Here is a 24,002-nt window from a genome sequence, read left to right on the forward strand (position 1 = left end):
CATTTGCCTTTCAAAAGCGGAAAGCGGCCCCGGATTCGGGCCGCCTTGGGAAATCGTCTCAGCCCCCTATTCTAATCACTGCGCCCCGAGTTACAAGCAGTCTTCGAATCAGGTTGAGGTCAGATGATGCGGATACCCCTTGAGCCGAATGAACACCGTTTCGGAGCGGTCAACTGGATGGGTCTCTATACACTGGCCCAACGCGAGACCCTGCGCTTTCTGGCGGTCTGGACCCAGACCCTGTTGGCGCCGCTGGTGACCGCGGGTCTGTTTCTGCTGATCTTCAACATCGCTATTGGCCCCAGCCGACCCGACGTGATGGGGGTGCCGTTCCTGACCTTTTTAGCGCCGGGTATCATGATGATGACCGTGATTCAGAATGCTTTTGCCAACACCTCGTCTTCGATGGTGATTGCCAAGGTACAGGGCAACATTGTTGATACGTTGATGCCACCACTGTCTCCGTTGGAAATTCTGTTGGGCTATCTGGCGGGAGGCATCGTGCGTGGTGTTCTTATCGCCTGTGTGGTTGCCGTTGCGCTGGCGCTGGTGCTGGGGCTGGTGCCGCGGAACCCGTTGATTGCGCTGCTGTTTGTTGTTCTCGGCGGTGCTTTCATGGGGGCGTTGGGCCTGTTTGCGGGAATTTTTGCCAACAAGTTCGATCAAATGGCGGCGATTACCAATTTCATCGTCACGCCGCTGGCCTTCCTGTCGGGTACATTCTATTCGGTCGAGGCATTGCCACCTGTTCTCAACCGCCTCAGCCACGTGAACCCGGTATTCTACCTGATTGATGGGTTGCGAAATGGCATGATCGGGGTGTCTGACAGCTCACCCGCACTGGGTTTCGCGGTTTGCAGTGGCGCAACGTTGATTGTCTGCGCCATTACCTGGCAGATGCTGCGAAAGGGATACAGGCTGAAAGCATGACGGTGCAGGTTTTGGATCCCGAAATCCCAAAAAAACGCCGGGCTAGGCGATTCTGACGCGTGCCTCGCGCCAGACAAGGATTAGTCCGCCCGTCAGAATGATTGCAGAACCGATTTGGCTGACCACATCCGGGATAACGCCGAAAACCGCAAAGTCATAGAAGGCGGCAAAGATCAGCGTTGCATAGCTGATTGGAGCCACAAAGGATGCATCCGCGCGCGCCATCCCGTTGACGAAACAGGCTTGGGCACAGGCCATCAGCACCCCGATTGCCACCAGCGCGATCCATTGTTCGGGCGTTGGCATCTGGAACACAAAGCTGACGGCGAGCGAGGCGATGGTCAGCCCCATCGCGTTGTTGATCAACAGAATCTGGATGGGAATTTCACGGCCCGAAAGCTTTTTGATAAAGATCAGCTCCATCCCGATCACAGCCGCCGCCGTCAGGGCAAGCAACGCCGCAGGTTGGAAGCTGGCCGGTGTCGGACGCAGCAGGATCAATGCACCGGTCAGAGCAACAGCAGCGGCCAGCCAGCGCCACGGCCCAACGCCCTCTTTCAACAGCGGGATGGCCAGGACCATGCCAAAGACGGGGTTCAAAAAGGAAATCGCAGTGGCATCCGAGATCGGGATGAACGCGACCGAGGCGAACATCAGCGTAATCCCCACCCAGCCAAAGCTCGTCCGCCCAATATGCAACCCCCAATGCGGGCGGCTTAACCGTGGGCGCAACACGCCCACCGCGCTGACGATCACCAGAAACGCGAACAGGAACCGCCCGTGGCTGATCTGCAACGGATGCAACGCCGGGCCTAAGGTATTCGTACCCAACGCTTTGGCCAGAAGTGTGGTGGCGGCCAGAAAGGCGCTGGCGGTGACGATCAGCAAAGCCGCAAGGGCAGGGTTCTGGCGCGCGGGTGTCATGACCCAGCGGTGCGTCACTGCGCCCTAAATGGCAAGCGATAAAAGCTGATTTTCAAAGTGAAGTTTCTGATTTTGGAAATTCGGGGTTTTCAGAAGTCAAACACACGGCTATACGGCCCCGCATGATCAAACACGCACATATCCTGCGACTCCGACGCCGACGCATTACTGCGTAACCGGCCTGTTTGATCCATTGCGCGCTGTAAATCCGCGCAAATCCCACCAAATCTGTTGACGAATCCGGCCTTCGTGTATCACTCACGGGGCTTAACCTAACGAAAAGGATGATCCGATGATCCCGTCCGTTCTGCCGACCTACAATCGCGCGCCCCTGACTTTCGTAAAGGGCGAAGGCGCCTGGCTGACCGAGGCGGATGGCCGACGTTTCCTTGACCTTGGTGCCGGGATTGCGGTGAACGCACTGGGCCACGCGCATCCGGCGCTGGTCAATGCGCTGACTGAACAGGCGCACGCGCTGTGGCATGTTTCGAACCTGTACAACATTCCTCAGCAACAGGCGCTGGCGGACAAGCTGGTCGAGCACACCTTTGCCGATACGGTATTCTTTACGAACTCTGGCACGGAATCCTGCGAACTGGCCGTGAAAATGGCTCGCAAGTATTTCTATGACAAAGACCAACCCGAACGGGTCGAGATCATCACCTTTGACGGTTCATTCCATGGCCGGTCGTCGGCTGGCATCGCGGCTGCTGGGTCCGAGAAAATGACCAAGGGCTTTGGCCCGCTGCTTCCCGGTTTTGTACATGTCACGTTCGGTGACCTGGACGGCGTCACCAACGCGATTACTGACAAAACAGCCGCGATTCTGATCGAACCGATCCAGGGTGAGGGCGGTATCCGTCCGGTGCCCGACGCGGAACTCAAAACCCTGCGTCAGATATGCGACGACAATGGCCTGTTGTTGATTTTGGATGAGGTGCAATGCGGCGTTGGCCGCACCGGCAAGCTGTTTGCCCACGAATGGGCAGGTATTACCCCCGATATTATGATGGTTGCCAAAGGCATCGGCGGCGGCTTCCCCTTGGGCGCTGTGCTGGCCACCGAAGACGCGGCCAGCGGTATGACCGCGGGTACCCATGGCTCGACTTATGGGGGCAACCCGCTGGGCTGCGCCGTCGGTTGCGCGGTAATCGATCAGGTGGCAACGCCTGCTTTCCTTGAAGGCGTGAACCGCAAGGCGGGAATGCTGCGCCAGAAGCTCGAAGGCCTGATCGCCGATCACCCCGACGTGTTCGAAGAGGTGCGCGGTACGGGCCTGATGCTGGGCTTGAAATGCAAGGCGACCAATACCGATGTGGTTAACGCGGGCTATGGCAATGAGGTTATCACCGTTCCCGCCGCCGACAATGTCATCCGCCTGTTGCCGCCCCTGACACTGACCGAGGATGACATTGCTCAGGCCTTGATCCGCCTCGACAAGGCTGCTGTACAAGTCGAAGCCAGCCTCGAATCCGCGTAATCCTCATCTTTTTCTAAGTACTCCGGGGGGCCGGGGCAGCGCCCCCGGCAACCGACAGCCAAAAGCGAAACGATATGAACCATTTCCTCGATATCCACAAAACCGATGCAGGCGATCTGCGGACGATGATCGATCAGGCCGGCGAAATGAAACAGGCCCGTCTGGGTCGCCCCAAAGCCGCGCAGGATGATGATAAGCCGCTCAAGGACCGCATGGTCGCACTGATCTTTGAGAAACCCTCGACCCGAACGCGCGTGTCCTTCGATGTGGGCGTACGGCAGATGGGCGGGCAGACCATGGTGTTGTCGGGTAAGGACATGCAACTGGGCCACGGCGAAACCATCGCTGACACGGCCCGTGTCCTTTCGCGTTATGTCGACATGATCATGATCCGGACGTTCGATGAAACCATCCTGACCGAGATGGCTGAATATTCCGACGTGCCGGTGATCAACGGCCTGACCGATCGTACGCATCCCTGCCAGATCATGGCTGACGTGCTGACTTTTGAAGAACATCGCGGGCCGATCAAAGGAAAAAAAGTAGTCTGGACCGGAGACGGCAACAACGTCTGCGCCTCGTTCCTGCATGCGGCGGGCCAGTTCGGATTCGATCTGACCTTCACCGGTCCCGCTCAGTTCGACCCCGAGGAAGAATTCATGGGGTTCGCCCGTCAGAAGGGTTCGAAAATCGTGGTCGAGCGTGACCCTTACAAAGCCGTGGAAGATGCCGATCTGATCGTGGCCGATACTTGGGTCTCGATGCACGATTCCCAATCGGCCAAAGAGCGTCGTCACAACCTGCTGCGCCCCTATCAGGTGAATACCGAGTTGATGTCTCATGCCAAGCCGGATGCGCTGTTCATGCATTGCCTGCCTGCGCACCGCGAGGAAGAGGCGACATCCGAGGTCATGGACGGACCGAACTCGGTAATCTTTGACGAAGCTGAAAACCGTCTGCATGCCCAAAAGGCGGTCATGCGCTGGTGTCTGGGCGTTTAACTGCGCCGCCGGATATCCCACACACGCAATCTGGCGAGCGTTCGGACGCTCGCCAACAGAACCAGAACGCAGAGGGCGGTTTTGGTCATGATCTCCATCGTCCCTTCAATCAGCATCGCATGCACGACACTGCCGACAATGGTTATGGCGGCTAACCCTGTGTGACCCAGCCTCCAGATACGGTACCGCAGGGCCAGACGCTGCCGAAAGATGCCCAAACAGGCGGCAGCGAAGGCGGCCCACATCGCAACGACGCCCCAGACTGAAAACGGGGTGGGTGAGACGAGCAGCAATGCATCCATAACATCCGGGGGGCTGGTGATCCACAAGCCGCCCACATGCACCACAAGGGCGATGATCAGAGTGATGCCAACCCGTCGATGCCAGCGCCGGCTGGCCAAAGGCAGTAATCCAGGCAAGTCGCGCGCGGCCAGCAAGGGTTGCAGCAACAACAGCCCCATACTCAGCACTCCGGCAAACCCGGCCACGATGTAGACTGGGTCGCGCCACGCCAATAAAGGGCTATGCGCCGCCGCAATCAGCGGCACAGCTATGGCGGCGATCACAGCCGCCCAGATCAAAAGGCTGCGGATCACGTAAATCAGGCGGGTTGCAGGACGAAATGCGCGGCAAGGGTCCGGTCTTTTGAACTTGCCATGATCGGGCGCAGGAATACCGTCTCAAACTCGCCGCTGTCATAGGCCAGATGCCCGTGCGGCTGGCCAAAGGCGGGCACGATCTGCGGCATCTCCAACCGGAACTCACCATTGGCGTCGGTCAGTGTAGCACCATGGCTTTGCGGATCCCGCTCATGCCCTTCGGTTGTGTGAGCCCAGATTTGGATACGTTGGCCGGGCAGAGGGGCACCGTCCCCAGCCCGCCGCACAGTGCCGGTCATCCAGAACCCACCGCCGCCGATCCGGTCGACGATGGCTGCGCCGGGGCGGTAGTTGTTCGACCCGCCGCGCATAGACGGTGTCGGTGCTAGCCCAGCAGCGCGCGCGGGAAGCACTAAGCCCGAGCCACCAGCGACCAGAACAGCCCCGCCTAGCGCCATTACGGATCTACGAGACAAGTGTGAATTCGTCATGTCGGGACCTCCTGCAAGGTAACATCCATAGCAACCTGAGCGCGCCACAGCGCAAAGATAGCACGGTTCAGATCAATTCCGAGGCGATCTTCACCACTCTGTGATCACCCCAAGCCCCGGCGAATTTCTTTGACCCTGTGCGGGTTGCAGTGCCATCGTCGGTATACCGATGCGAAAGGCTGAAAAATGGACAAGACACAATCGGTTTCGCCCGATGAAATTGCGGCCTTCAAGCGGGACGGTGCCGTTGTGCTGCGCTCGAAATTCTCGGAACATTGGTTGGACTTGTTGCGCGAAGGTATCAGTGCGGACCTTGCCAACCCGACCGACAATTTCACTCGTCACACCAAGGACCCAGACGCCCCTGCTTATTTCGAGGATTTCTGGGCGTGGAACAAGATTCCGCAATTTAGGGATTTCGTGCATCACTCGCCGTGCGCCCCGCTGGCTGCGGGTTTACTGGATGCCCCGTCGATCAACCTTGTGATGGATAACTGGTTCCTGCGTGAGGCCGGATCGACCTCGCGCCCACCCTTTCATCAGGACCTGTCCTATTTTGATTTCGAAGGCACCATGTGCGTCCTGTGGTTGCCACTTGAGCCGGTGAACAAAGAGAACGGGATCGCCTTTGTCAAAGGCTCTCACCTATGGGACAAGCTGTTCATGCGGGTTCGGTTTGCGGATGGTCATCCCAGTCTCGGGGCCACTGAGGTCGCAGGCCGGACGTATCACCAGCCCCCGGATATCAACGCCGATCCTGACGCTTACGATTTGTTGCAGTGGGATATGGAGCTGGGGGATTGCATCTATTTCGATATGCGAACCCTGCATGGGGGCCTGTCCTCGGTCACGCCGACGGAAACAGTGCGTCGGTTTAGCCTGCGGATGACAGCGCCGGACGGGATCATCCGATATCGCGGAGATTGGGCGAAGGACGAACGTGCGCAGTTCGAGGCCGCCGGTTACAGCGAAGGCGACCGCATCGACGGGCCGTTTTTCCCCCGGCTTTGGCCAAGAGAGGCACTTTGAGCAATGGATGATATAGCATAACATCGAAATTGCACTTAATCTGTGCGAAATGGCGAATACTCAAGCTGAAAATACCGTGTATTCTGCGATGGTGAACGTAACTACCTGATCGCAGGAGCGCAGCAATGAGTTGGAACCCGACCCAAAGTCCCGAATCTCTGTCACACAACACGGCGCTGGACACATTGATCATTCCGCGCGCTCGTGATCTGGGCGGGTTCGAAGTACGTAGGGCGCTGCCCTCGAGTAAACGGCAGCTGGTTGGGCCATTCATCTTTTTTGACCAAGTAGGTCCAGCCGAATTCCTGACTGGTGACGGCATCGACGTCCGACCACACCCGCATATCGGTCTTGGGACGGTGACGTATCTCTATCAAGGAGAGTTCGAGCATCGAGACAGTCTTGGCACGCATCAAATGATTTACCCCGGCGAGGTCAACTGGATGGTTGCCGGGCGCGGGGTGACTCATTCCGAAAGGACCAGTCAGAAGACACGCGACAAGAAACACCGCCTGTTCGGCATCCAGACCTGGATTGCATTGCCCGAAGCGCATGAGGATATGGCCCCGGATTTCGAGCATCACAAGCAAGGTGCGCTGCCACATTTTCAGGACCAAGGTGTCAGCGCCCGTTTAATCCTGGGGTCAGCTTATGGTGAAACCAGCCCGGTTACGATGCTGTCCGAGACCTTCTATCTGGACGTGCGACTTGATCCCGGCGCGTCGTTTCCTTTGCCGGATGACCATGAAGACCGGGGTGTATATGTCACCCAAGGTTCCGTCGAGATCGCAGGCGATACGTTCACACAGGGCCGTATGATGGTGTTCCGCCCCGGCGATCCCCTTTCAGTCAAGGCCGGACCGCAAGGCGCGCGGTTAATGCTGCTGGGCGGAGCGACATTGAACCAAGAGCGCTATATCTGGTGGAATTTTGTGTCATCTTCGAAGGAAAAGATCGAGGCCGCCACGCGTGAATGGAAAACCGCCGATTGGGCGAAAGGTGCGTTCCACCTGCCGCCGGGTGATGATCAAGAGTTCATACCGATCTCGGATGAACTGGAACGGACACGGCCAAGGCGCGCACGCTGACCAGACGTCAGGGGGTCTTGCCCGTGCCCTCGTTCCCGGCGATCCTTTGCGCCGGGAGGGATGCCATGAAAATCGTGATCGCGGGTGCAGGCAGTATCGGATGCTATTGCGGGGCATTGTTGGCGCATTCAGGGCATGACGTTACCCTTTTGGGCCGTCCACGCATATTAGATCCGATCCAAGAACAAGGACTGACGATTTCGGATTTTTCGGGCCTGACCCGGCATGTGGCCGCGCAAGATTTGACCCTGACCGAAGATGCAACCTGCCTGGCCGGTGCCCAAGTCGTCATCGTGACCGTTAAATCAGGTGCCACAGCGGAAATGGCTGCGCAGATCGCGGAATACACGCCCATCTCAATTCCGGTGATATCGTGGCAAAACGGTATGGAAAACGCTCGTACTTTGCGCATGGTTCTGTCAGAGCACGACGTGCGCGCCGGAATGGTGCCGTTCAATGTGGTGCCGACTGAACCGGCCAGCTTTCATCGCGCCACCTCTGGTGAGATCGTCATCCAAAGCGGTCCCGGTGCGCTGGGTCAGAGGCTGAGTAGTGCTGACATGCCGGTTGTGGAAAGCGATGACATCGAAGCGGTCCAATGGGGTAAGCTGGTAATCAACCTCAACAACGCGCTGAATGCGCTGTCGGGGATGACGTTGAAAGATCAACTGCTGGACCGGAACTGGCGACGCCTGATGGCCGATCAGATGGCCGAGGCTCTGATGGTGTTGAACGCCGCGAACCATCCGGTCGCTTCGACTACTCCGCTGCCTGCATGGATGACGCCGCATATCCTGCGCCTGCCAACGCCGATCTTTTCCAGGATCGCTGCGCGAATGCTGACCATTGACCCCAGCGCGCGCACCTCGATGGCCTATGATCTGATGGCAGGTCGCCCGACCGAAATCGACAGTCTTCAGGGTGAGGTCATTCGCCTGGGCGCGCAAATTGGCGTCGAAACCCCGATCTGCGCCAAGATACGAGATTTGATCGAGGACGCGCCTGAAACCGCGATTTCTGTGGATCAAATTGCGTCTTAGGCCGGATTAGGCGAAGGCCGTCAGGATTAGAAATATTGTCGCTGACATCGCCGCGGCTGCGGGGACCGTGATCACCCAGGCCGCCACGATGGTCATGAAATGTGAACGCCGCACCAGCTTGCGGCGCTGATGCTCTTCCCGGGCCAGCCGCTGTTCGACCGGACGCTGGCGGTTGGAGTGTTTCCACCGGCGATCTGAATGCCATTCGCGATAGAAACCAACCCCAAAAACGCCGCCTACAGCAATATGAGTTGAGCTGACCGGCAGGCCAAGCCAGCTGGCCACGATAACGGTAATGGCTGCGGACAGCGCCACGCAGAAGGCCCGCATTGGGTTAAGTTTGGTGATCTGACTACCGACCATGCGGATCAATTTGGGCCCGAATAGAAACAGGCCGAACGAAATTCCAAAGGCTCCGATCACCATGACCCAGTTGGGGATCGCAACTTTTGCGGCAAAGTCGCCGAATTCCGCTGCGTGTACGATAGCGGCCAGGGGGCCGACCGCGTTGGCCACGTCATTGGCGCCATGCGCAAAGCTGAGGAATGTGGCCGAGATGACCAGCGGCAGGCCAAACAGAGTTTTCAGTGATTTGGTGCGGTTTTCCATCCCCTCGGATTTGTGCCGTACCCAAGGCACCGTGACCGACCAGACCAGGAACCCCGTTGCAAGGCCGATCAGCAGCGCCACCTCAAGCTCAATCTTCACGATCCGCTTAAGACCCTTAACGGCCAGATAGGTGGCAAACGCCGCGGCCATCACCGCCACAAGGATCGGAAGCCAGCGCCGTGCTGCCGCTATTTTATCGTCCTGATATTGAATCTTGGCTTTGATCAGCGCCAGAAACCCAGCCGCGATCAAGCCACCCAATACTGGCGAGATTACCCAGCTTGCGGCAATCGCGCTCATTGTGCTCCAGTTGACAGCGCTCAGGCCCGCTGCGGCGATGCCGGCCCCCATCACGCCGCCGACAACCGAGTGCGTCGTTGACACCGGTGCCCCGACCCATGTGGCCAGGTTAACCCATAAGGCCGACGAAATCAGCGCAGCCATCATTGCCCAGATGAATACATTGCTGGTTTGAACCGAGGCCGGATCGATGATCCCCTTAGAGATGGTCGAAACGACATCTCCGCCTGCCAACAGGGCACCGGCGCTTTCGGCAATGGCGGCGATGACGATAGCACCACCCATGGTCAGTGCGTTGGCACCAACCGCGGGCCCCATGTTGTTGGCCACGTCATTGGCACCGATATTGATCGCCATATAGGCCCCAAAGGCGGCTGCCGCAGCGACGATCAGGCCGCCATCCGCCAGCCCGAACACTATCGCCGCCGACAACCCGGCCAGCGCAATAAAGGCCAGTGAAATACCAGGGGCCAACAGCGGGCGCGCCACATGGGCGTTGGCATTCTCAACGCGCGAGATACGGTGAAGGTCGCTGTCCAGAGCCTGCCAGCGGGATTTCGAGGTCAAATTCGACATGATCTTTTTTCAAGCAGCCAGTGCATTTCGGCACGCGGCTAGACGGTTTCCCCCCTCGGGACAACAGTTATGTTATCAATTTTTTGCGAAATTATCACACTTGCAGCAGCAAATCGCGCAATTCCGGCTCGTTAACACGATCAGCCGCAGTTGAGGGCGAAACCCAGACCCGCTCGCGTTTGCCAGCTTCGGGAAAGTCATCTTCCAGATCCTGAACATCAACCCGGTAGACACTGGTCAGAACGGGATAGGCCGTGCCATCGTTCAGGATTTTATCGTAAGTATAGTGCCCGATCGGTTCCTTGGAGGGGTTCGGCGCCCGCACGCCTGCCTCCTCCCACGCCTCCTGCAGTGCAGTTTCGGCACCGTCCATGCCATCAACCGGCCAACCTTTGGGAATGATCCAGCGCCCGGTGTCGCGACTTGTGATCAATAGAACCTCTGGTCCGCTTGGGGTTTCACGGGTGCAAAGGGCTGCAAACTGCACCCGTTGCGGGCGCAGGAAAATAGGTCGGGCGACCTCGTCCCAGATTTTTCGCAGCCATTTCGTCATTGGTCGATCGATCCTGTGCTTTTCTTGCCTGAAACGCCGGCACATAACAGTGAAATAGGGCTGATACAAACAATTGCCTGAGCCAACTCTATCACAAATGTCGGGGTCGCGGTTATTTCCGCCGTTTGGCGCGCAGGGTTGGGTCGGCCTGTGTTGGGTCTTCGGGCCAGGGATGCTTGGGGTATTGCGCGCGCATATCCTTGCGAACATCGGCGTAAGAGCCCGCCCAGAATCCCGGTAGATCACGGGTGATCTGGATCGGTCGTTGCGCAGGAGAAAGCAGGGTAATTTTCAACGCCTCGCCCCCCACAACCGGATGCTGCGTTACGCCAAACAACTCTTGCAGGCGCACGGAAATCTCAGGCACCGCGCCGCCATAATCAATCGGCACCTTTCGGCCCAGCGGTGTTTCGAACGATCCGGGCGCGCGGCGATCCAGTTCTTGCGTCTGGGTCCAGTCTAGCCGGGCGCGCAGAGCGGGCAGCAGGTCAAACCGCTTCCACTCTTCGGCGTTGCGTACGCCCGAGAGCATGGGCAGCAGCCAGTCCTCAAGCGACTCGGTCAGCCCTTCGATGGTAAATTCAGGCAGATCAGCCCCTTCGGCCCGCACCAATTCAACTCGCGCCGCCAACCGCGCCGCCGCTCCGTCCAGACGCAATCCAAGATCGCGCACGCCATCCAGCATGGCCTGCGCCACGGCATCGTCCGGCACGTCCTTCCACAGACGGTCGCTTAGCGTGATCGCGCCGAACCTTTCCTGTTTGCGCGCCACCACCCGGCGGTCGCGTTTTGACCAGGCGCAGCTGTCGACCCAGCTGATTTGCCCGGAAAACAGATCGCGGATTTCGCCTTCGCTGATCTGGGCGGCCATGCGCACCCTTGCTTCGCGCGGATTACCGTCGGTGTCCGTGACCACCAGATAAGGTGCCGCGGCCAGCGTATCGCCGCTATCCAGCACCACACCTTTGCCGCCTGACAGAACATAGCGGGGAACGTCACCCTTGCGGCGCTGTCCGATACGGTCGGGATAGGCCAGCGCGGCCATGACGGCGGGGCTCAGATCACTGGCCTGGCCCTTGGTACGCAGACGTTTGGTTTCGGCTTTGATTCGATCCACTGCGCCTGCATTCACTTGCCAGACGCGGTTGCGTTGAAACGCGCGGATGTCGCGCAGGGCCTCTAGTCGCAGCAAAAGGTCTGACGGCGCGCCCTTTAGCGGATCGCGTTCGGCCATCAATGCGGCCAAAGTGGCGGCACTGGAACCGGCAGACACCAACATATGACCCAGACGCGGATGCAGGGGCAGGGCAGCCAGGGCGCGCCCGTGGTCCGTAATCCGCCCCTTGGCATCCAGCGCCCCCAGCATCGTCAGCAGAGCCTTTGACTCGACCATCGTGCCTTCGGGCGGCGGTGTCAGAAAGGCCAGATCGCCCGGTTCCGCACCCCACAGCGCCAGTTCCAATGCCAAACCTGTCAGGTCCGCGGCCTCGATCTCGGCCGGAGGATAAGCAGACAACGCACCTTCTTCACCCTTGGACCACAACCGATAGCACTTGCCCTCGGCCACGCGGCCTGCGCGACCGGCGCGCTGGGTGGCTTCGGCGCGGGTTACACGCTCGGTTACCAAACGGGACATGCCCGAACCGGGATCGAACCGCGCCCGTCGCGCTTGCCCCATATCAACCACGACCCGAATGTCGGGAATGGTCAGTGAGGTTTCGGCAATCGACGTGGCCAACACCACTTTGCGCCCTTGATCCATCGGCGCAATCGCAGCGCGCTGGGCGGCAAAAGGCATGGCCCCGAACAGGGGGCGCAGCACGCAGTTCTCCGGCAGGCGCGCGGACAAGGCGGCCTCGGCCCGGCGAATTTCACCCTCACCTGGCAAGAACACCAACACCCCGCCGCCGGTTTTGCGCGTGTCCCTTTCAGCCTGAACAACCAGATCGACCAGAGCGTCCAGCCGCCGTGCCTGCGCCCCCATGGGGCGGTCCAGCCAGTGTGTTTCGACCGGAAAACTGCGCCCTTCGGAGGTGACCAACGGCGCGCCCATCAACCGTCCAACCGGCTCGGCATCCAACGTTGCCGACATGGCCAGTAGCATCAGGTCATCCCGCAGAGCGCCGGTGACTTCCAAACAAAGGGCCAATCCCAGATCGGCGTTCAGGGATCGTTCGTGGAATTCGTCGAAAATCACGGCGTCCACACCCGGTAAGTCGGGATTGGATTGCAACATCCGGGTCAGAATGCCTTCGGTCACGACCTCGATCCGGGTTGATTTTGAAACCTTGGCTTCGCCCCGCACCCGATAACCTACGGTCTCACCCGCGCGTTGGCCCAAAGTGTCGGCCATCCTTTCGGCAGCAGCGCGCGCGGCCAATCTGCGCGGCTCCAACATCACGATCTTGCCGTCGCACAAGCCCGCCTCGAGTATCGCCAGGGGAACTCGTGTTGTTTTACCTGCCCCCGGAGGGGCCTGAAGAACAGCGCGGCCTGAATCCTGGAGGGCCGCAAGCAGGTCTGGGATGGCGTCATCGATGGGCAGTCGTGTCATGCGGGCTTTATCCGCCAACGGCTCGGTAAGGTCCAGTTCCGCCATGCGCGCAGTGCGAACCGGAGTAGCACGACCGCTAACAGCGGAAGAACGGCAACACATGGGTGCGAATAATTGGTGTGCGGCGTATTTCCTCAGCGGTCCAGTCTGGACAAACGGTTTGTCGGGGCGGCAAGTAGTCGTGCCGCAAAATATCGAGGATGAAATGGACATAGACAGCCTGAGCGACAGAATTTTGAACGGTGAGCGGCGCGCACTTGCCCGCGCCATCACTCTGGTCGAAAGCGGCCGTGAGGATCACCGGGCGCAGGCGACCGAATTGCTGGCACATCTGGCTAAATCCAAACGGCAATCGCTGCGTATCGGCCTGTCGGGGACGCCAGGGGTTGGCAAATCCACCTTTATCGAAAGCTTTGGCATGATGCTGATCGCCCAGGGGCTGCGGGTGGCGGTGCTGGCGGTTGACCCTAGCTCGTCCCGCTCCGGAGGCTCGATTCTGGGCGACAAGACCCGGATGGAGCGTCTGAGTCGCGAGAGAAACGCCTTTATTCGCCCATCCCCCAGCCAGTCGCATCTGGGTGGTGTGGCCCGACGGACGCGCGAGGCGATTGCGCTGTGCGAGGCCGCCGCTTTCGATGTGGTGCTGATCGAAACCGTGGGTGTGGGTCAGTCAGAAACCGTTGTGTCCGAAATGTCCGACCTGTTCCTGTTGCTGCTGGCCCCAGCGGGCGGAGACGAATTGCAAGGCGTCAAGCGCGGCATCATGGAAATGGCCGACATGATTCTGATTAACAAGGCAGACGGAGATCTGAAGCCTACAGCCATCCGCACCTGCGCCGACTATGCCGGAGCGCTGCGCCTGTTGCGAAAGCGCCCGCAGGACCCCGAGACCTTTCCCAAGGCTATGACAGTGTCGGCGGTGGAGGAACACGGCTTGGAAGACGCGTGGTCCGAAATGCAATCGCTGACTGATTGGCGGCGCGAAGCTGGCCATTGGGAGGCCAATCGAACCAATCAAGCGCGATATTGGTTCGATCAAGAGGTCCGGCATGCCCTGTTGGCCCGGCTCGAAACACCACAGGCGCGTGCAATGATGGATCGTTTCAGCACTCAGGTAGGTGAAGGTGTCCTTAGCCCATCGATCGCGGCCAAACAAATGCTGACTGAATTGGCGGCAGGCTAACCGGCCGGGCAGAGTGGCGCGTTCATCATTTGTCGTGTAAGATCGACGCGAATGCAATTTTGAGTTGTGCGATTGGCTCAGGCGACAGGAACCGTCGAACATGCCCGATATCAACGGGACGAATAACGACGACGACATTGAAGTCACCGACAATACCGGTTCTTTAAACGGGACAACGGTACCAGGACCGATTGACAATATACGTGCCCGACAGGGCGATGACGACGTCACCGTTACCAACAGTACGATTTCCGGCTCCGTACGGGGCAATCGCGGAGACGACGATATCGTTATCACCGGCAGTACTGTGGTCGGGCAAGTTAATGCCGGAATTGATGATGATACGGTCAACCTTCAGGGATCTACCGTTGGTGATGTTCGGTTGGGGCAGGGCAACGACACCCTGAACATCAACAGCACAAACGTTACAGGCGACGTTCGCGGTGGCGGTGGAACGGACAGCTTGAACCTGCCCGTTGGCACGGTCGTCACCGACGATACGTTTGGAACTTTCACCGTTGCCGAAGGTGTTTCCTACTCGGTCTCAAGCGGCACTTTTATCCTGCCGTCGAACCTACCGTCTGGGCCGTCCGTCTCTTATCAGGCATTCGAGAACGGAACAGGGGTTCCATGCTTCACACGCGACACTGAGATTTTGACACGATCCGGCCCGGTGCCTATCCAAGATCTCTGCACCGGTGACATGATCGAGACACTGGGTAAGGGGTTGCAACAGATTCGCTGGATCGGGAGGCGACGCTTTGATCTGGACGGATTGAAGAGGAATCCCAAACTTTATCCCATTCGAATTCTGGCAGGGGCGCTGGGCGGCGGTTTTCCAAGTCGGGACTTATTGGTTTCGCGACAGCATCGGATGCTGGTCCAGTCCCCCATTGCCCAACGCATGTTCGACGAACGCGAAGTGCTGATTCCCGCCATCAAGCTAACAGCCTTGCCCGGTATTTTCGTGGACGAAGACGTCACATCGGTTGAGTACTACCATCTGCTTTTCGATCAACATCAGGTCATCTTTGCCGAAGGCGCGCCGACAGAAAGCCTGTTTACAGGGCCCGAAGCGCTCAAAACGCTGAGTTCAGAGGCCCGCCGAGAAATATTTGAGATATTTCCCGAGCTGTTCGAAAAGAAGCTGACACCGCGGCCCGCTCGCTATATTCCGCACCGACGGCAGCAGGCGCATCTGCTGGAACGCCATCGCAAGAACAAAAAACCGCTTTTGCAGGCGTGTATCCAACCGCCCGGTGATGCCTGAGCAAAGATTTCGCGCGATCTGTCTTGACCCTTCTGGCGATTCCCACTACACGCATCCAACCAGTTTTCGGGCGCGACTTCGGGTTGCGCCCCTTGTGATTTGGCCGCTGGCATCATGCCCGGCCTCCAGAAACAAAGGAAGAAACCATGTCGCGCCGCTGCGAACTGACCGGAAAAGGCCCGATGACTGGCAACAATGTCAGCCACGCCAAAAACAGAACTCGTCGTCGTTTTCTACCGAACCTGAACGACGTTACCCTGCAGTCCGAAACCCTTGGCCGTGGCGTCAAGCTGCGTATCTCGGCGGCTGCACTGCGCTCGGTCGACCACCGTGGTGGTCTGGATGCGTTCCTGGCCAAAGCCAAAGATGACGAACTGTCGGCAAACGCGCTGAAAGTGAAAAAGGAAATTGCCAAGGCACAAGCCACGGCGTAAATCCTTTTCCCTTCAAAGAATTCAACCCTGTACCGCAAGGTGCAGGGTTTTTTCTTGCGCGGCCTGCTCCTGAACTGGAATTAATTTTTCAACCACGGTGATATTGTTCACATACCCTGCGCCAAGACTGTTTTATGTTTAGTCATATTCATCTGGCGGAGTTTACCCACATGTCTTTTAAATTGTCTGATTTCCTCTCCCTGTTGGCTGCCTTTTTTGGCAAGACGTTTGGGACATGCTTTCGGATGCAACGACAGGTGAACAGGTTGCATACGAGCCTGACCAAAGGGTCCGTCAAACGTCCTGGCGTGGACAGCTGACACGAACCCAGTGGTTGCGGGTTTCAGGCGTATTCGATTGCGCTTGAAGCCCGCTTAGAGTCCGGCCTATATCAGGCGCAGGATGAAACTCGTTCTGAACAGATTTCTGCCTTTGGCGCTTTCGCTGCTTGTCATTCTGACAGGGCAGGGGGTGGCTGCATCGCGCGGAATGGACAGGGCGGTGGGGCAGATGGTGCTTTGCACTGGTACAGGCCCGGTGGTGGTCTATATGGACGCCGAAGGCCAGCCGACTCAGCCCCCTCATTTCTGCCCTGAATACGCGCTGACCCTCTTGGGGGCGGTCGTTGTCCCGGCAGCCGCCATGCCCGTTGCGCCAGAACAGGTTCAGCCCGCGCCTTTGCGCAAGGCGGGTAATCTGGTTGCCCTGCCGGTTCCCTACAGACCGGCGCGCGCGCCTCCGGTTGTGATCTGAAGACACATTTTCTTTCAGACACTTATACAAGGAGAGGTGCAATGTCCCTCAAATCCAAACTTCTGATCACTCTGGTCGCTGCAACGCTGGCAACATCTGCTTTTGCTCAGGATACGATTGCCGTTGATGACGCCTATGCGCGCTCCGCAGGCAAAGCAGCCAAGGCCGGTGCTGCCTTTATGATGATCAAAAACACGGGCGAGGCTGACGACCGGTTGATTGGCGTGGAATCCGATGCGTCTGCACGTGTTGAGCTGCATACCCACAAGATTGATGACAACGGCGTAGCTAAGATGATGCACGTCGAAGAAGGTTTTGTCATTCCAGCCGGTGAAACCCACATGCTGAAGCGCGGTGGCGATCATGTGATGTTCATGGGGCTGACTGCCCCATTCGAGCAAGGCGCGACCGTACCGGTGACGCTGATTTTTGAGAAGGCCGGAGAGATCGAGATCGAGGTGCCGGTTGATCTGGAACGTCAGGACGCCGGCGGCCACGGGACACATTCGAACTGAGGCTACGCCTGTCTTCAGGCCGCGCTGCGGCCCTCATCCATGCGTCAGGTCGGGCTTTGCCCGGCCTGTTGCCGTTTCCGGAGGTGGTTAGCGATTGACCACGCGCATGGCGACCCGGTCATGGGCGCGTTTGAACCGGGCGGTCAGCCAGAACATCACCGCCGAGAAGGCCAGGGCCCCGAAGGCAATGGCCCATCCCAGCGCCACCATTCCGCTGCCGGGCCAGAAGATCAGCACCAACCCGATCAGCAGCGCTATGACCCCGGAATTGCGCACTGAGGGCGCATCGGGGTGTTGATCCGACATTTGCCGCCATGCCATCAGCGAGCCAACGCCGATGATCAGGGCCCACGCTCCCAACAAGAAGAAGGTCAGCCGCGCCACGCCTTCGGGCCACAGGAGAAGTACCAGACCGATCAACAGGGCCCCGACCCCTACGCCCCCTATCAATCCACGCCGACCAAAGCCCAGCAAGGTCAGGCCGCCATCCACGATCAGAAGCAGACCGACCAGACGCAACAGCAGTGAAATGCTGCCTGTCGGCCAGAACAGCGCAGCGATGCCCAGTGCCCCAGCGAAGATGCCGCGCAACAGGAACGTCCACCACAGTCCCGCGAGTTGATCGCCCAAAGCGTCGCGGCCGTCCAAAGTGCCATCCTCGAGGATTTCCTCGTGCGGGGATTGAGGGTCTGACATGATGCTCTCCCAGCTGGTTAGGCCTTCACTATAAACGGAAAATTCTGCCGGTGTCTGCTGTCATCTGGGGCTGAGCAAGCCATCTACCCAAGATGGGACTGTTTCCGTTGCGGGGCCGAGAATGACCTCATCAAAACTGGAGGCTCCGGTTGAAGGTTCGAGGTTCAGTTCGACCGTGCGGGCGCCGGATTGCAAGGCTTCATGAACGAAGGCGGCGGCTGGATAGACCTGACCCGAGGTGCCGATGGCAGCAAACAGGGTCGCTTCGGCCAGATGGTCGTAGATTGCGTCCATGTGATAGGGCATCTCGCCAAACCAGACCACATCCGGTCGCGCGGTGGCGGCACCGCAGGCAGGGCAGGGTTCGCCCACGGCCATCTCGGGTGGTGATGCCCAGCGGTGGCTGCATGCCGGGCAAAACGCTCCGGCCAACGTGCCATGCATGTGGATCACATGCTCGGCGCCGCCAGATTCGTGCAGGCTGTCGACGTTCTGAGTGACGATCACCACCTCGCCGGGAAAGTCCATTTGCAGCCGTGCCAGCGCGGCATGCGCAGCGTTAGGTTTGGCCTTGGCGGCCTGCACGCGCCGGGCGTTGTAGAACCGGTGAACCAGAGCGGGATCGCGGGCGAAACCTTCGGGAGTGGCGACGTCCTCAATCCGGTGTTGTACCCATAACCCGCCTTCATCGCGGAAGGTGCCCAACCCGCTTTCGGCAGAAATACCGGCCCCTGTCAGTATCACGATCTTTTCCATCATTGCCCTTCGCGTTACATCTTGGCTCATGACCCACCGTATCCTCTTTGTCTGTCTCGGCAATATCTGCCGTTCTCCTGCTGCCGAAGGCGTGTTTCGCGCCCGCGCGCCGCATCACACCACCGATAGCGCCGGAACCTCGGGTTGGCATATTGGTAATCCGCCTTATGGGCCGATGCAGGCAGCGGCACAGGCCCGCGAAATTGACCTTAGCGACCTGCGAGCCCGGCTGTTTGTAGCCGAGGATTTCGAACGGTTCGATTTGATCATCGGTATGGACGCCGAAAACATTGCAAATATCGAGGCGTTGCGCCCCGCTGGGAGCACTACCCCTGTACAGTTGCTCACCGATTTCGCACCCGAAACGGGTGCCGATCATGTACCCGATCCGTATTACACCCGTGATTTCGACGGGGCGCTGGACCTAATCGAAGCTGCCGTTGAAGGGCTTCAAGCGCATCTGCGGGCCTAGCCCATTACTTTCAGTTTGTCCGTCAGCCATGGCAGTTGCACCAACGCCGGGTCGACGATCTGATTGCGCATAAGGCGACGCATCATGCCCGCGACCTCTTGTGGAACCTGATCGGACCAATCGGTGCGCGTGAACAGGGAAATTGTCCGCGAAAACTCTCCGAATGGAACGGGATGGACCGCCAGCGCGTCGTGGAAACGCGCTGCCCGCATATAGCCCAGCGGCGTTGTGATCGCCCAACCCAACCCGCGTGCGACCATGGCCATTAAAGCAAGATGCGAACCGATCTCGAACCGTTCCTCATATTTCTGTTGCTGCCGCGCCAGATGCGACTCGATCTGGCGGCTGATCAGCTGTTCACGGGCATAGCGCAGAAAGGGCAGGTCCTGCGTGGCATTGTCGACCCCCTTGGGTGTCACCAGAATAAATGGGTCGCGGACCAAGGGATATTCGACCACACCTTCAAGCACTTCGCCGGAATGGGCCGAGACCATCAGGTGCAGGCGTTGCGCTTCCAACTCGGCGAACAGATCCAGGCTGGGCAGGGTAATGAGCTTGAAATTCGACCGTGTCAGGCTGTCGGCCAATAGGGTCGCCAATCGAGGCGTCAGGTCATTGTCAAAGTCGTCGATCAGCCCGATGGACAAAGTGGTGAGGTGCCCCAGGTCCATCACGGTCAACTCACTTTGTGCTATTTGCAGCTCGGCCAGAACTGACTCGGTTCGTGCCAGAAAGCTGTGCCCGGCCTGGGTAAGCCGCATCGGGCGTCGCCCGTGATCCACCAATTCGGTGCCAAGAGCGTTTTCCAGATTGCGCAATTGCTGTGACACTGAAGGCTGGCTGAGCCCCGTGATCTCGGCCGCCTGCGCCACCGATCCCGTCCGCGCCAAGGCTTCGAACACTTCGAGCCCACGCAGGGTCAGCCCTTTCATTACCATTAGATACACCTTTCGCTGCGCCTTTTCTGGGGCGCAGGACGGATCAGGTCAAGGATTCAGAATGCCTTAGCTGCAGATCGCCTGTGCCATCTGGCCAAAGTTCTGATACCGATCCCACAGCGCATCATCGCGCGCAGTTTGCGACATCTTCAACTCTTGCGCCTGGTGGGGGTCGGTGAACCACTTCGCGACGGTTTTCTGATCGCTGCGGGTCAATGCCTGATTGGCCACGCGTTGAATGCAGTTGCATCGATCCCGTGTCGCGGCTGTACGATCAGACGCCAGACACGCCCGTTTGATCTGCGCAGCTTCTACCGGTGCTATCGCCGTCAGAGATGTGACACATAGTGCGATTAGGAGGAACTTTTTCATGCTCTTGCCTCGTTTTTGCCTGCCCGGAGTGATCTGACGCCCCTCTCGGTCTGCGGCGGAGTATGAATCAATCGGGTTTGCGGATCAATGGACAACAGCGATTGGAGCAAAAATGCGGCCTCACGGCGTTTTAAGGCCAGTCTTGCCGTGTCTGTTGTTTCCATAACACGCCCCGTGAGTTCGGGAAAAAATAGCCTGTCTGGATTTGGCTGATCCGCCAAACATGCGGTCAGCAGACTTTCGGAGGCTGCGCCGTTCGCCCGGACGACGTTATGCCGTTCCAGTAAAAAGTGATGAAAGCGGGCCGTTCGATCTGTAGCCAGATATGCGATACCGGCATCCACAAGGCTTATGGCGGGGACAAAAACTTCATTCTCTGCGAACAACAACTCGGCCAATGGATGTGAAATCAATATCCTATGTTGCTGGGAGACTTTGAGCGGGGCAAAGTTGGATAGAACGCCAACGGGAATTTTCACTAGTTTGAAGCGGCCTGCAGCAATGACATCCTGGACACCCGTCCATTGCACCGAAACAAACCCATCATCCTGTGTCCAAACCCTGTCACCCGGCTTCAAAGCTTCGATTGGCAGGTGACCCTGTTCCGTTTCAATTAAAGTTCCAGCATCATAGCAGATCGGTGTAACATATTCGCTTTCATCAAAGCTCGGGCCTTCCTGCGTGCTGACAACGGTCAAGGGCACGCCAGCGGGGGGAAACTGACCGGGCCCTCCGATAAAGGCAATCCCCTCAACGGTTGCGTATGCCGGAGAAGAGTTGGTTACGTTGAACGCAACCGCCTGCCAAGTGTTCACTCCATCTGTTAAGGTGATGCCGTACTCAGCCTCAACTCGCGTGCCGTCGGTGAATAGCGTGCCGTCTATCGTCTGGTCGCCATCCAAACGCTGATTTCCATCGTTGTCGGCAAAATTGGTGTCGCTTCCCGCGTCGGTGATGAAGACCTCGGTCGCCGCGCGAGAGTCAATCGTGATCGTCTGACCGATCAAATGTATGCCCGTGCCCTGAGTGATGCCGTCCAACCCCTGAGGCACCGTGATCGACAGTTGGCTTTCACCAAGAACGAAAATCGAATAGTCGGCCAACGTTTAAACTGCTTTCTTGTTAGTGTTCGGGCCAATCAACGGCATAATCCTATCCGTTCGCAAATACTGGGTAAATGCATTTAGGTAGAAAGACCCACTGCGCGCCTATGCTGCAACGCTTCACGGCTTGACGAGATCCAAATCTCCGGACATATCCCAACCCATGACAGACCTCGCTCATATCCGCAATTTCTCCATCGTCGCGCATATCGACCATGGCAAATCCACCCTTGCTGACCGGCTCATCCAAGAGACTGGAACGGTCAAGGATCGCGACATGAAAGAACAGCTGCTCGACAGCATGGATATCGAACGCGAGCGTGGCATCACCATCAAGGCCAACACGGTCCGCATCGACTATACCGCCGACAATGGCGAGCAATACGTGCTGAACCTAATCGACACCCCCGGCCACGTGGACTTCGCCTATGAGGTCAGCCGGTCCATGCGCGCAGTCGAGGGCTCGCTACTGGTTGTGGACTCGACTCAAGGGGTCGAGGCGCAGACGCTGGCGAACGTCTATCAGGCCATCGACGCCGATCATGAGATCGTGCCGGTGCTGAACAAGATCGATCTGCCCGCGTCCGATTGTGACCGCGTGGCCGAACAGATCGAAGACGTCATCGGCATCGACGCGACCGACGCCATTCAGGTCAGCGCCAAGACGGGGCAGGGCATCCACGAGACGCTGGAAGCCATCGTGCAGCAACTGCCCGCACCGCAGGGCAATCTGGATGCACCGCTCAAGGCGATGCTGGTGGATTCCTGGTACGACGCCTATCTGGGCGTCATCGTTCTGGTCCGCATCATGGACGGCACGCTGAAAAAGGGCATGCGGGTCAAGTTCATGTCGAACGGCACCCTGCACCATGTGGACCGCGTCGGTGTTTTCCGCCCCGAGATGGAGATGGTGGACTCGCTTGGCCCTGGTGAGATCGGCTTTCTCACCGCTTCGATCAAACAGGTTCGCGACACCCGCGTCGGCGACACCATCACCAATGACCGCAACGGTACTGAAATCGCGCTGGACGGCTTCAAACCTGCGCAGCCGGTGGTGTTCTGTGGCCTCTTCCCCGTCGACAGTTCCGAGTTCGAAGACCTGCGCGATGCAATCGACAAGCTGGCCCTGAACGACGCCAGCTTCAGCTTCGAAATGGAAACCTCGGCCGCCCTTGGCTTTGGCTTTCGCTGCGGCTTCCTTGGCCTGCTGCACCTCGAAGTCATCCGCGACCGCATCGAACGTGAATATGATATCGAGCTCATCACCACCGCGCCGTCGGTGATCTATCACGTCTACATGAAAGACGGCGAGATGATTGAGCTGCACAACCCCGCCGACATGCCCGACCCATCCAAGGTCGACCATATCGAGGAACCGCGCATCAAGGCGACCATCCTGGTGCCCGACGAATACCTCGGCGACGTGCTGAAACTCTGCCAGGACCGCCGCGGCATCCAGCTGGACCTGACCTATGCGGGCAGCCGCGCCATGGTCGTCTATGACCTGCCGCTGAACGAGGTCGTCTTCGACTTCTATGACCGCCTGAAATCGGTGACCAAGGGCTATGCCTCGTTTGACTACCAGATGACGGGCTATACCGAGGATAATCTGGTCAAGATGTCGGTGCTGGTGAATGACGAACCGGTCGACGCGCTGTCGACCATGGTTCACCGCGACCGGGCCGAGATGCGGGGCCGGGCGATGTGCGAAAAGCTCAAGGACCTGATCCCGCGCCACATGTTCAAAATCCCGATCCAGGCGGCCATCGGCGGCAAGGTCATCGCGCGCGAGACCCTCTCGGCGCTGCGCAAGGACGTGACCGCGAAATGCTACGGAGGCGACGCCACGCGGAAACGCAAACTGCTGGACAAGCAGAAGGCGGGTAAGAAGAAGATGCGCCAGTTTGGGAAAGTCGATATCCCGCAAGAGGCGTTTATTAGCGCCTTAAAAATGGACAGCTAAGGCTGTCCATTATTACGGCGGGTAGGCGAAAGCGGTTGGCGCAGCCAACTGCGTGCGCACACGATTAGATTGATGAAGAAGTTTGATTTTCTTAGATTGGGTGCTCTACTATCGGCACAACATCTTTGATGTATTCTGGATGGAAGGTCTTTGTGAATAAGGGCAATCATGCTCAAAACAGTGAGATAGATCCTGTCAGCATCCTTTAGTACGACGTCAACTTGCTCCCGCGTCACAGCGGTATTTTCGCGTTGAAACTTGGGTTTATTTTTTGTGCCGGTTTTGGTTACATAGTCGACACGCATGAAACCTTGGTGACTGTCAAAGAATGCGCCGTGTGCGGCCATATGCCGATTCTGTACAAATCGTTTAA

The 24,002-nt window shown here is 58.4% G+C and carries 24 protein-coding genes; 13 read left to right on the forward strand and 11 right to left on the reverse strand.

From position 1 onward, the window contains the following. Window positions 1-123 precede the first annotated feature (123 nt). Window positions 124-930 (forward strand): ABC transporter permease, encoded by an 807-nt coding sequence (locus ACR0M2_RS19530; protein ID WP_480706723.1) that lies wholly within the window; start codon window positions 124-126, stop codon window positions 928-930. 42 nt (window positions 931-972) lie between these two features. Here the strand turns inward: ACR0M2_RS19530 and ACR0M2_RS19535 are convergent, their stop codons facing one another. After that, window positions 973-1,854: a DMT family transporter gene (locus ACR0M2_RS19535; protein WP_480706725.1), complete on the reverse strand. Its 882-nt coding sequence runs from the start codon at window positions 1,852-1,854 to the stop codon at window positions 973-975. Window positions 1,855-2,146: 292 nt separating this feature from the next. On the opposite strand from ACR0M2_RS19535, the gene ACR0M2_RS19540 reads away from it, so the two are divergent. Both ACR0M2_RS19540 and argF read left to right on the forward strand, forming a co-directional pair. Next, window positions 2,147-3,334 carry an acetylornithine transaminase gene (locus ACR0M2_RS19540; protein WP_480706727.1) on the forward strand — a complete coding sequence of 396 codons (1,188 nt, stop codon included), beginning with the start codon at window positions 2,147-2,149 and terminating at the stop codon, window positions 3,332-3,334. Window positions 3,335-3,408: 74 nt separating this feature from the next. Further along, the gene (gene argF, locus ACR0M2_RS19545) at window positions 3,409-4,335 is read left to right on the forward strand and encodes an ornithine carbamoyltransferase (RefSeq protein ID WP_170414353.1); all 927 of its coding nucleotides are present in this window, start codon (window positions 3,409-3,411) and stop codon (window positions 4,333-4,335) included. Here the strand turns inward: argF and ACR0M2_RS19550 are convergent. Then, window positions 4,332-4,928: a ferric reductase-like transmembrane domain-containing protein gene (locus tag ACR0M2_RS19550; protein ID WP_480706760.1), complete on the reverse strand. Its 597-nt coding sequence runs from the start codon at window positions 4,926-4,928 to the stop codon at window positions 4,332-4,334. The two genes, argF and ACR0M2_RS19550, sit on opposite strands and share 4 nt — an antisense overlap. Window positions 4,929-4,936: 8 nt before the next feature. After that, complete coding sequence (locus tag ACR0M2_RS19555; protein WP_480706729.1) at window positions 4,937-5,425, reverse strand: twin-arginine translocation pathway signal; 489 nt, start codon at window positions 5,423-5,425, stop codon at window positions 4,937-4,939. 186 nt (window positions 5,426-5,611) lie between these two features. Here ACR0M2_RS19555 and ACR0M2_RS19560 point away from each other — a divergent pair, with 186 nt between their 5' ends. The 3 genes from ACR0M2_RS19560 to ACR0M2_RS19570 all read left to right on the forward strand — a co-directional run bounded on the left by ACR0M2_RS19560 (window position 5,612) and on the right by ACR0M2_RS19570 (window position 8,582). Next, on the forward strand, window positions 5,612-6,454 hold the full coding sequence (locus tag ACR0M2_RS19560) for a phytanoyl-CoA dioxygenase family protein (protein WP_480706731.1): 843 nt from the start codon (window positions 5,612-5,614) through the stop codon (window positions 6,452-6,454). Between the two features lie 125 nt (window positions 6,455-6,579). Next, window positions 6,580-7,542 carry a pirin family protein gene (locus ACR0M2_RS19565; protein WP_480706732.1) on the forward strand — a complete coding sequence of 321 codons (963 nt, stop codon included), beginning with the start codon at window positions 6,580-6,582 and terminating at the stop codon, window positions 7,540-7,542. 65 nt (window positions 7,543-7,607) lie between these two features. Next, window positions 7,608-8,582 carry a 2-dehydropantoate 2-reductase gene (locus tag ACR0M2_RS19570; RefSeq protein ID WP_480706734.1) on the forward strand — a complete coding sequence of 325 codons (975 nt, stop codon included), beginning with the start codon at window positions 7,608-7,610 and terminating at the stop codon, window positions 8,580-8,582. 6 nt (window positions 8,583-8,588) lie between these two features. Here ACR0M2_RS19570 and ACR0M2_RS19575 read toward each other — a convergent pair whose 3' ends face one another. The 3 genes from ACR0M2_RS19575 to hrpB all read right to left on the reverse strand — a co-directional run bounded on the left by ACR0M2_RS19575 (window position 8,589) and on the right by hrpB (window position 13,174). Next, complete coding sequence (locus ACR0M2_RS19575; protein ID WP_170351365.1) at window positions 8,589-10,067, reverse strand: inorganic phosphate transporter; 1,479 nt, start codon at window positions 10,065-10,067, stop codon at window positions 8,589-8,591. Window positions 10,068-10,161: 94 nt separating this feature from the next. Beyond that, window positions 10,162-10,620, reverse strand: coding sequence for an NUDIX hydrolase (locus ACR0M2_RS19580; protein WP_170351364.1), 459 nt, complete (start codon window positions 10,618-10,620; stop codon window positions 10,162-10,164). Between the two features lie 112 nt (window positions 10,621-10,732). Next, window positions 10,733-13,174 (reverse strand): ATP-dependent helicase HrpB, encoded by a 2,442-nt coding sequence (hrpB, locus tag ACR0M2_RS19585; protein WP_480706762.1) that lies wholly within the window; start codon window positions 13,172-13,174, stop codon window positions 10,733-10,735. Between the two features lie 205 nt (window positions 13,175-13,379). On the opposite strand from hrpB, the gene meaB reads away from it, so the two are divergent. From meaB to ACR0M2_RS19610, 5 genes are all read left to right on the forward strand, one after another. After that, entirely contained in the window at window positions 13,380-14,357 is a 978-nt protein-coding gene (gene meaB, locus ACR0M2_RS19590; RefSeq protein ID WP_480706764.1) for a methylmalonyl Co-A mutase-associated GTPase MeaB, read from the forward strand. A 100-nt stretch (window positions 14,358-14,457) separates the two neighbouring features. Further along, window positions 14,458-15,627 carry a Hint domain-containing protein gene (locus ACR0M2_RS19595; RefSeq protein WP_480706736.1) on the forward strand — a complete coding sequence of 390 codons (1,170 nt, stop codon included), beginning with the start codon at window positions 14,458-14,460 and terminating at the stop codon, window positions 15,625-15,627. 146 nt (window positions 15,628-15,773) lie between these two features. Further along, complete coding sequence (gene rpmB, locus ACR0M2_RS19600) at window positions 15,774-16,061, forward strand: 50S ribosomal protein L28 (RefSeq protein WP_170362546.1); 288 nt, start codon at window positions 15,774-15,776, stop codon at window positions 16,059-16,061. Between the two features lie 402 nt (window positions 16,062-16,463). Next, a complete protein-coding gene (locus tag ACR0M2_RS19605) occupies window positions 16,464-16,814 on the forward strand; it encodes a hypothetical protein (protein WP_480706737.1) in 351 nt (116 codons plus the stop codon). 41 nt (window positions 16,815-16,855) lie between these two features. Further along, complete coding sequence (locus ACR0M2_RS19610) at window positions 16,856-17,329, forward strand: copper chaperone PCu(A)C (protein WP_170362548.1); 474 nt, start codon at window positions 16,856-16,858, stop codon at window positions 17,327-17,329. Between the two features lie 87 nt (window positions 17,330-17,416). On the opposite strand, the gene ACR0M2_RS19615 is transcribed toward ACR0M2_RS19610, so the two are convergent. Both ACR0M2_RS19615 and ACR0M2_RS19620 read right to left on the reverse strand, forming a co-directional pair. Then, entirely contained in the window at window positions 17,417-18,025 is a 609-nt protein-coding gene (locus tag ACR0M2_RS19615) for an HdeD family acid-resistance protein (protein ID WP_170351359.1), read from the reverse strand. Between the two features lie 60 nt (window positions 18,026-18,085). After that, window positions 18,086-18,781: an NAD-dependent deacylase gene (locus tag ACR0M2_RS19620; RefSeq protein ID WP_480706765.1), complete on the reverse strand. Its 696-nt coding sequence runs from the start codon at window positions 18,779-18,781 to the stop codon at window positions 18,086-18,088. 28 nt (window positions 18,782-18,809) lie between these two features. Here ACR0M2_RS19620 and ACR0M2_RS19625 point away from each other — a divergent pair, with 28 nt between their 5' ends. Beyond that, window positions 18,810-19,253: a low molecular weight protein-tyrosine-phosphatase gene (locus tag ACR0M2_RS19625; RefSeq protein ID WP_170398974.1), complete on the forward strand. Its 444-nt coding sequence runs from the start codon at window positions 18,810-18,812 to the stop codon at window positions 19,251-19,253. Here the strand turns inward: ACR0M2_RS19625 and ACR0M2_RS19630 are convergent. The 3 genes from ACR0M2_RS19630 to ACR0M2_RS19640 form a co-directional block, all read right to left on the reverse strand. Continuing rightward, a complete protein-coding gene (locus ACR0M2_RS19630; protein ID WP_170414383.1) occupies window positions 19,250-20,191 on the reverse strand; it encodes a LysR family transcriptional regulator in 942 nt (313 codons plus the stop codon). The two genes, ACR0M2_RS19625 and ACR0M2_RS19630, sit on opposite strands and share 4 nt — an antisense overlap. A 66-nt stretch (window positions 20,192-20,257) precedes the next feature. Further along, complete coding sequence (locus tag ACR0M2_RS19635) at window positions 20,258-20,563, reverse strand: hypothetical protein (RefSeq protein WP_170553907.1); 306 nt, start codon at window positions 20,561-20,563, stop codon at window positions 20,258-20,260. Beyond that, on the reverse strand, window positions 20,560-21,666 hold the full coding sequence (locus ACR0M2_RS19640) for a Hint domain-containing protein (protein ID WP_480706740.1): 1,107 nt from the start codon (window positions 21,664-21,666) through the stop codon (window positions 20,560-20,562). The genes ACR0M2_RS19635 and ACR0M2_RS19640 overlap by 4 nt, the downstream gene beginning before the upstream one ends. Before the next feature lie 163 nt (window positions 21,667-21,829). On the opposite strand from ACR0M2_RS19640, the gene lepA reads away from it, so the two are divergent. Next, a complete protein-coding gene (gene lepA / locus ACR0M2_RS19645; RefSeq protein WP_170578356.1) occupies window positions 21,830-23,629 on the forward strand; it encodes a translation elongation factor 4 in 1,800 nt (599 codons plus the stop codon). Window positions 23,630-24,002 lie beyond the last annotated feature (373 nt).

It is taken from the genome of Ruegeria sp. BE10 (assembly GCF_056538905.1).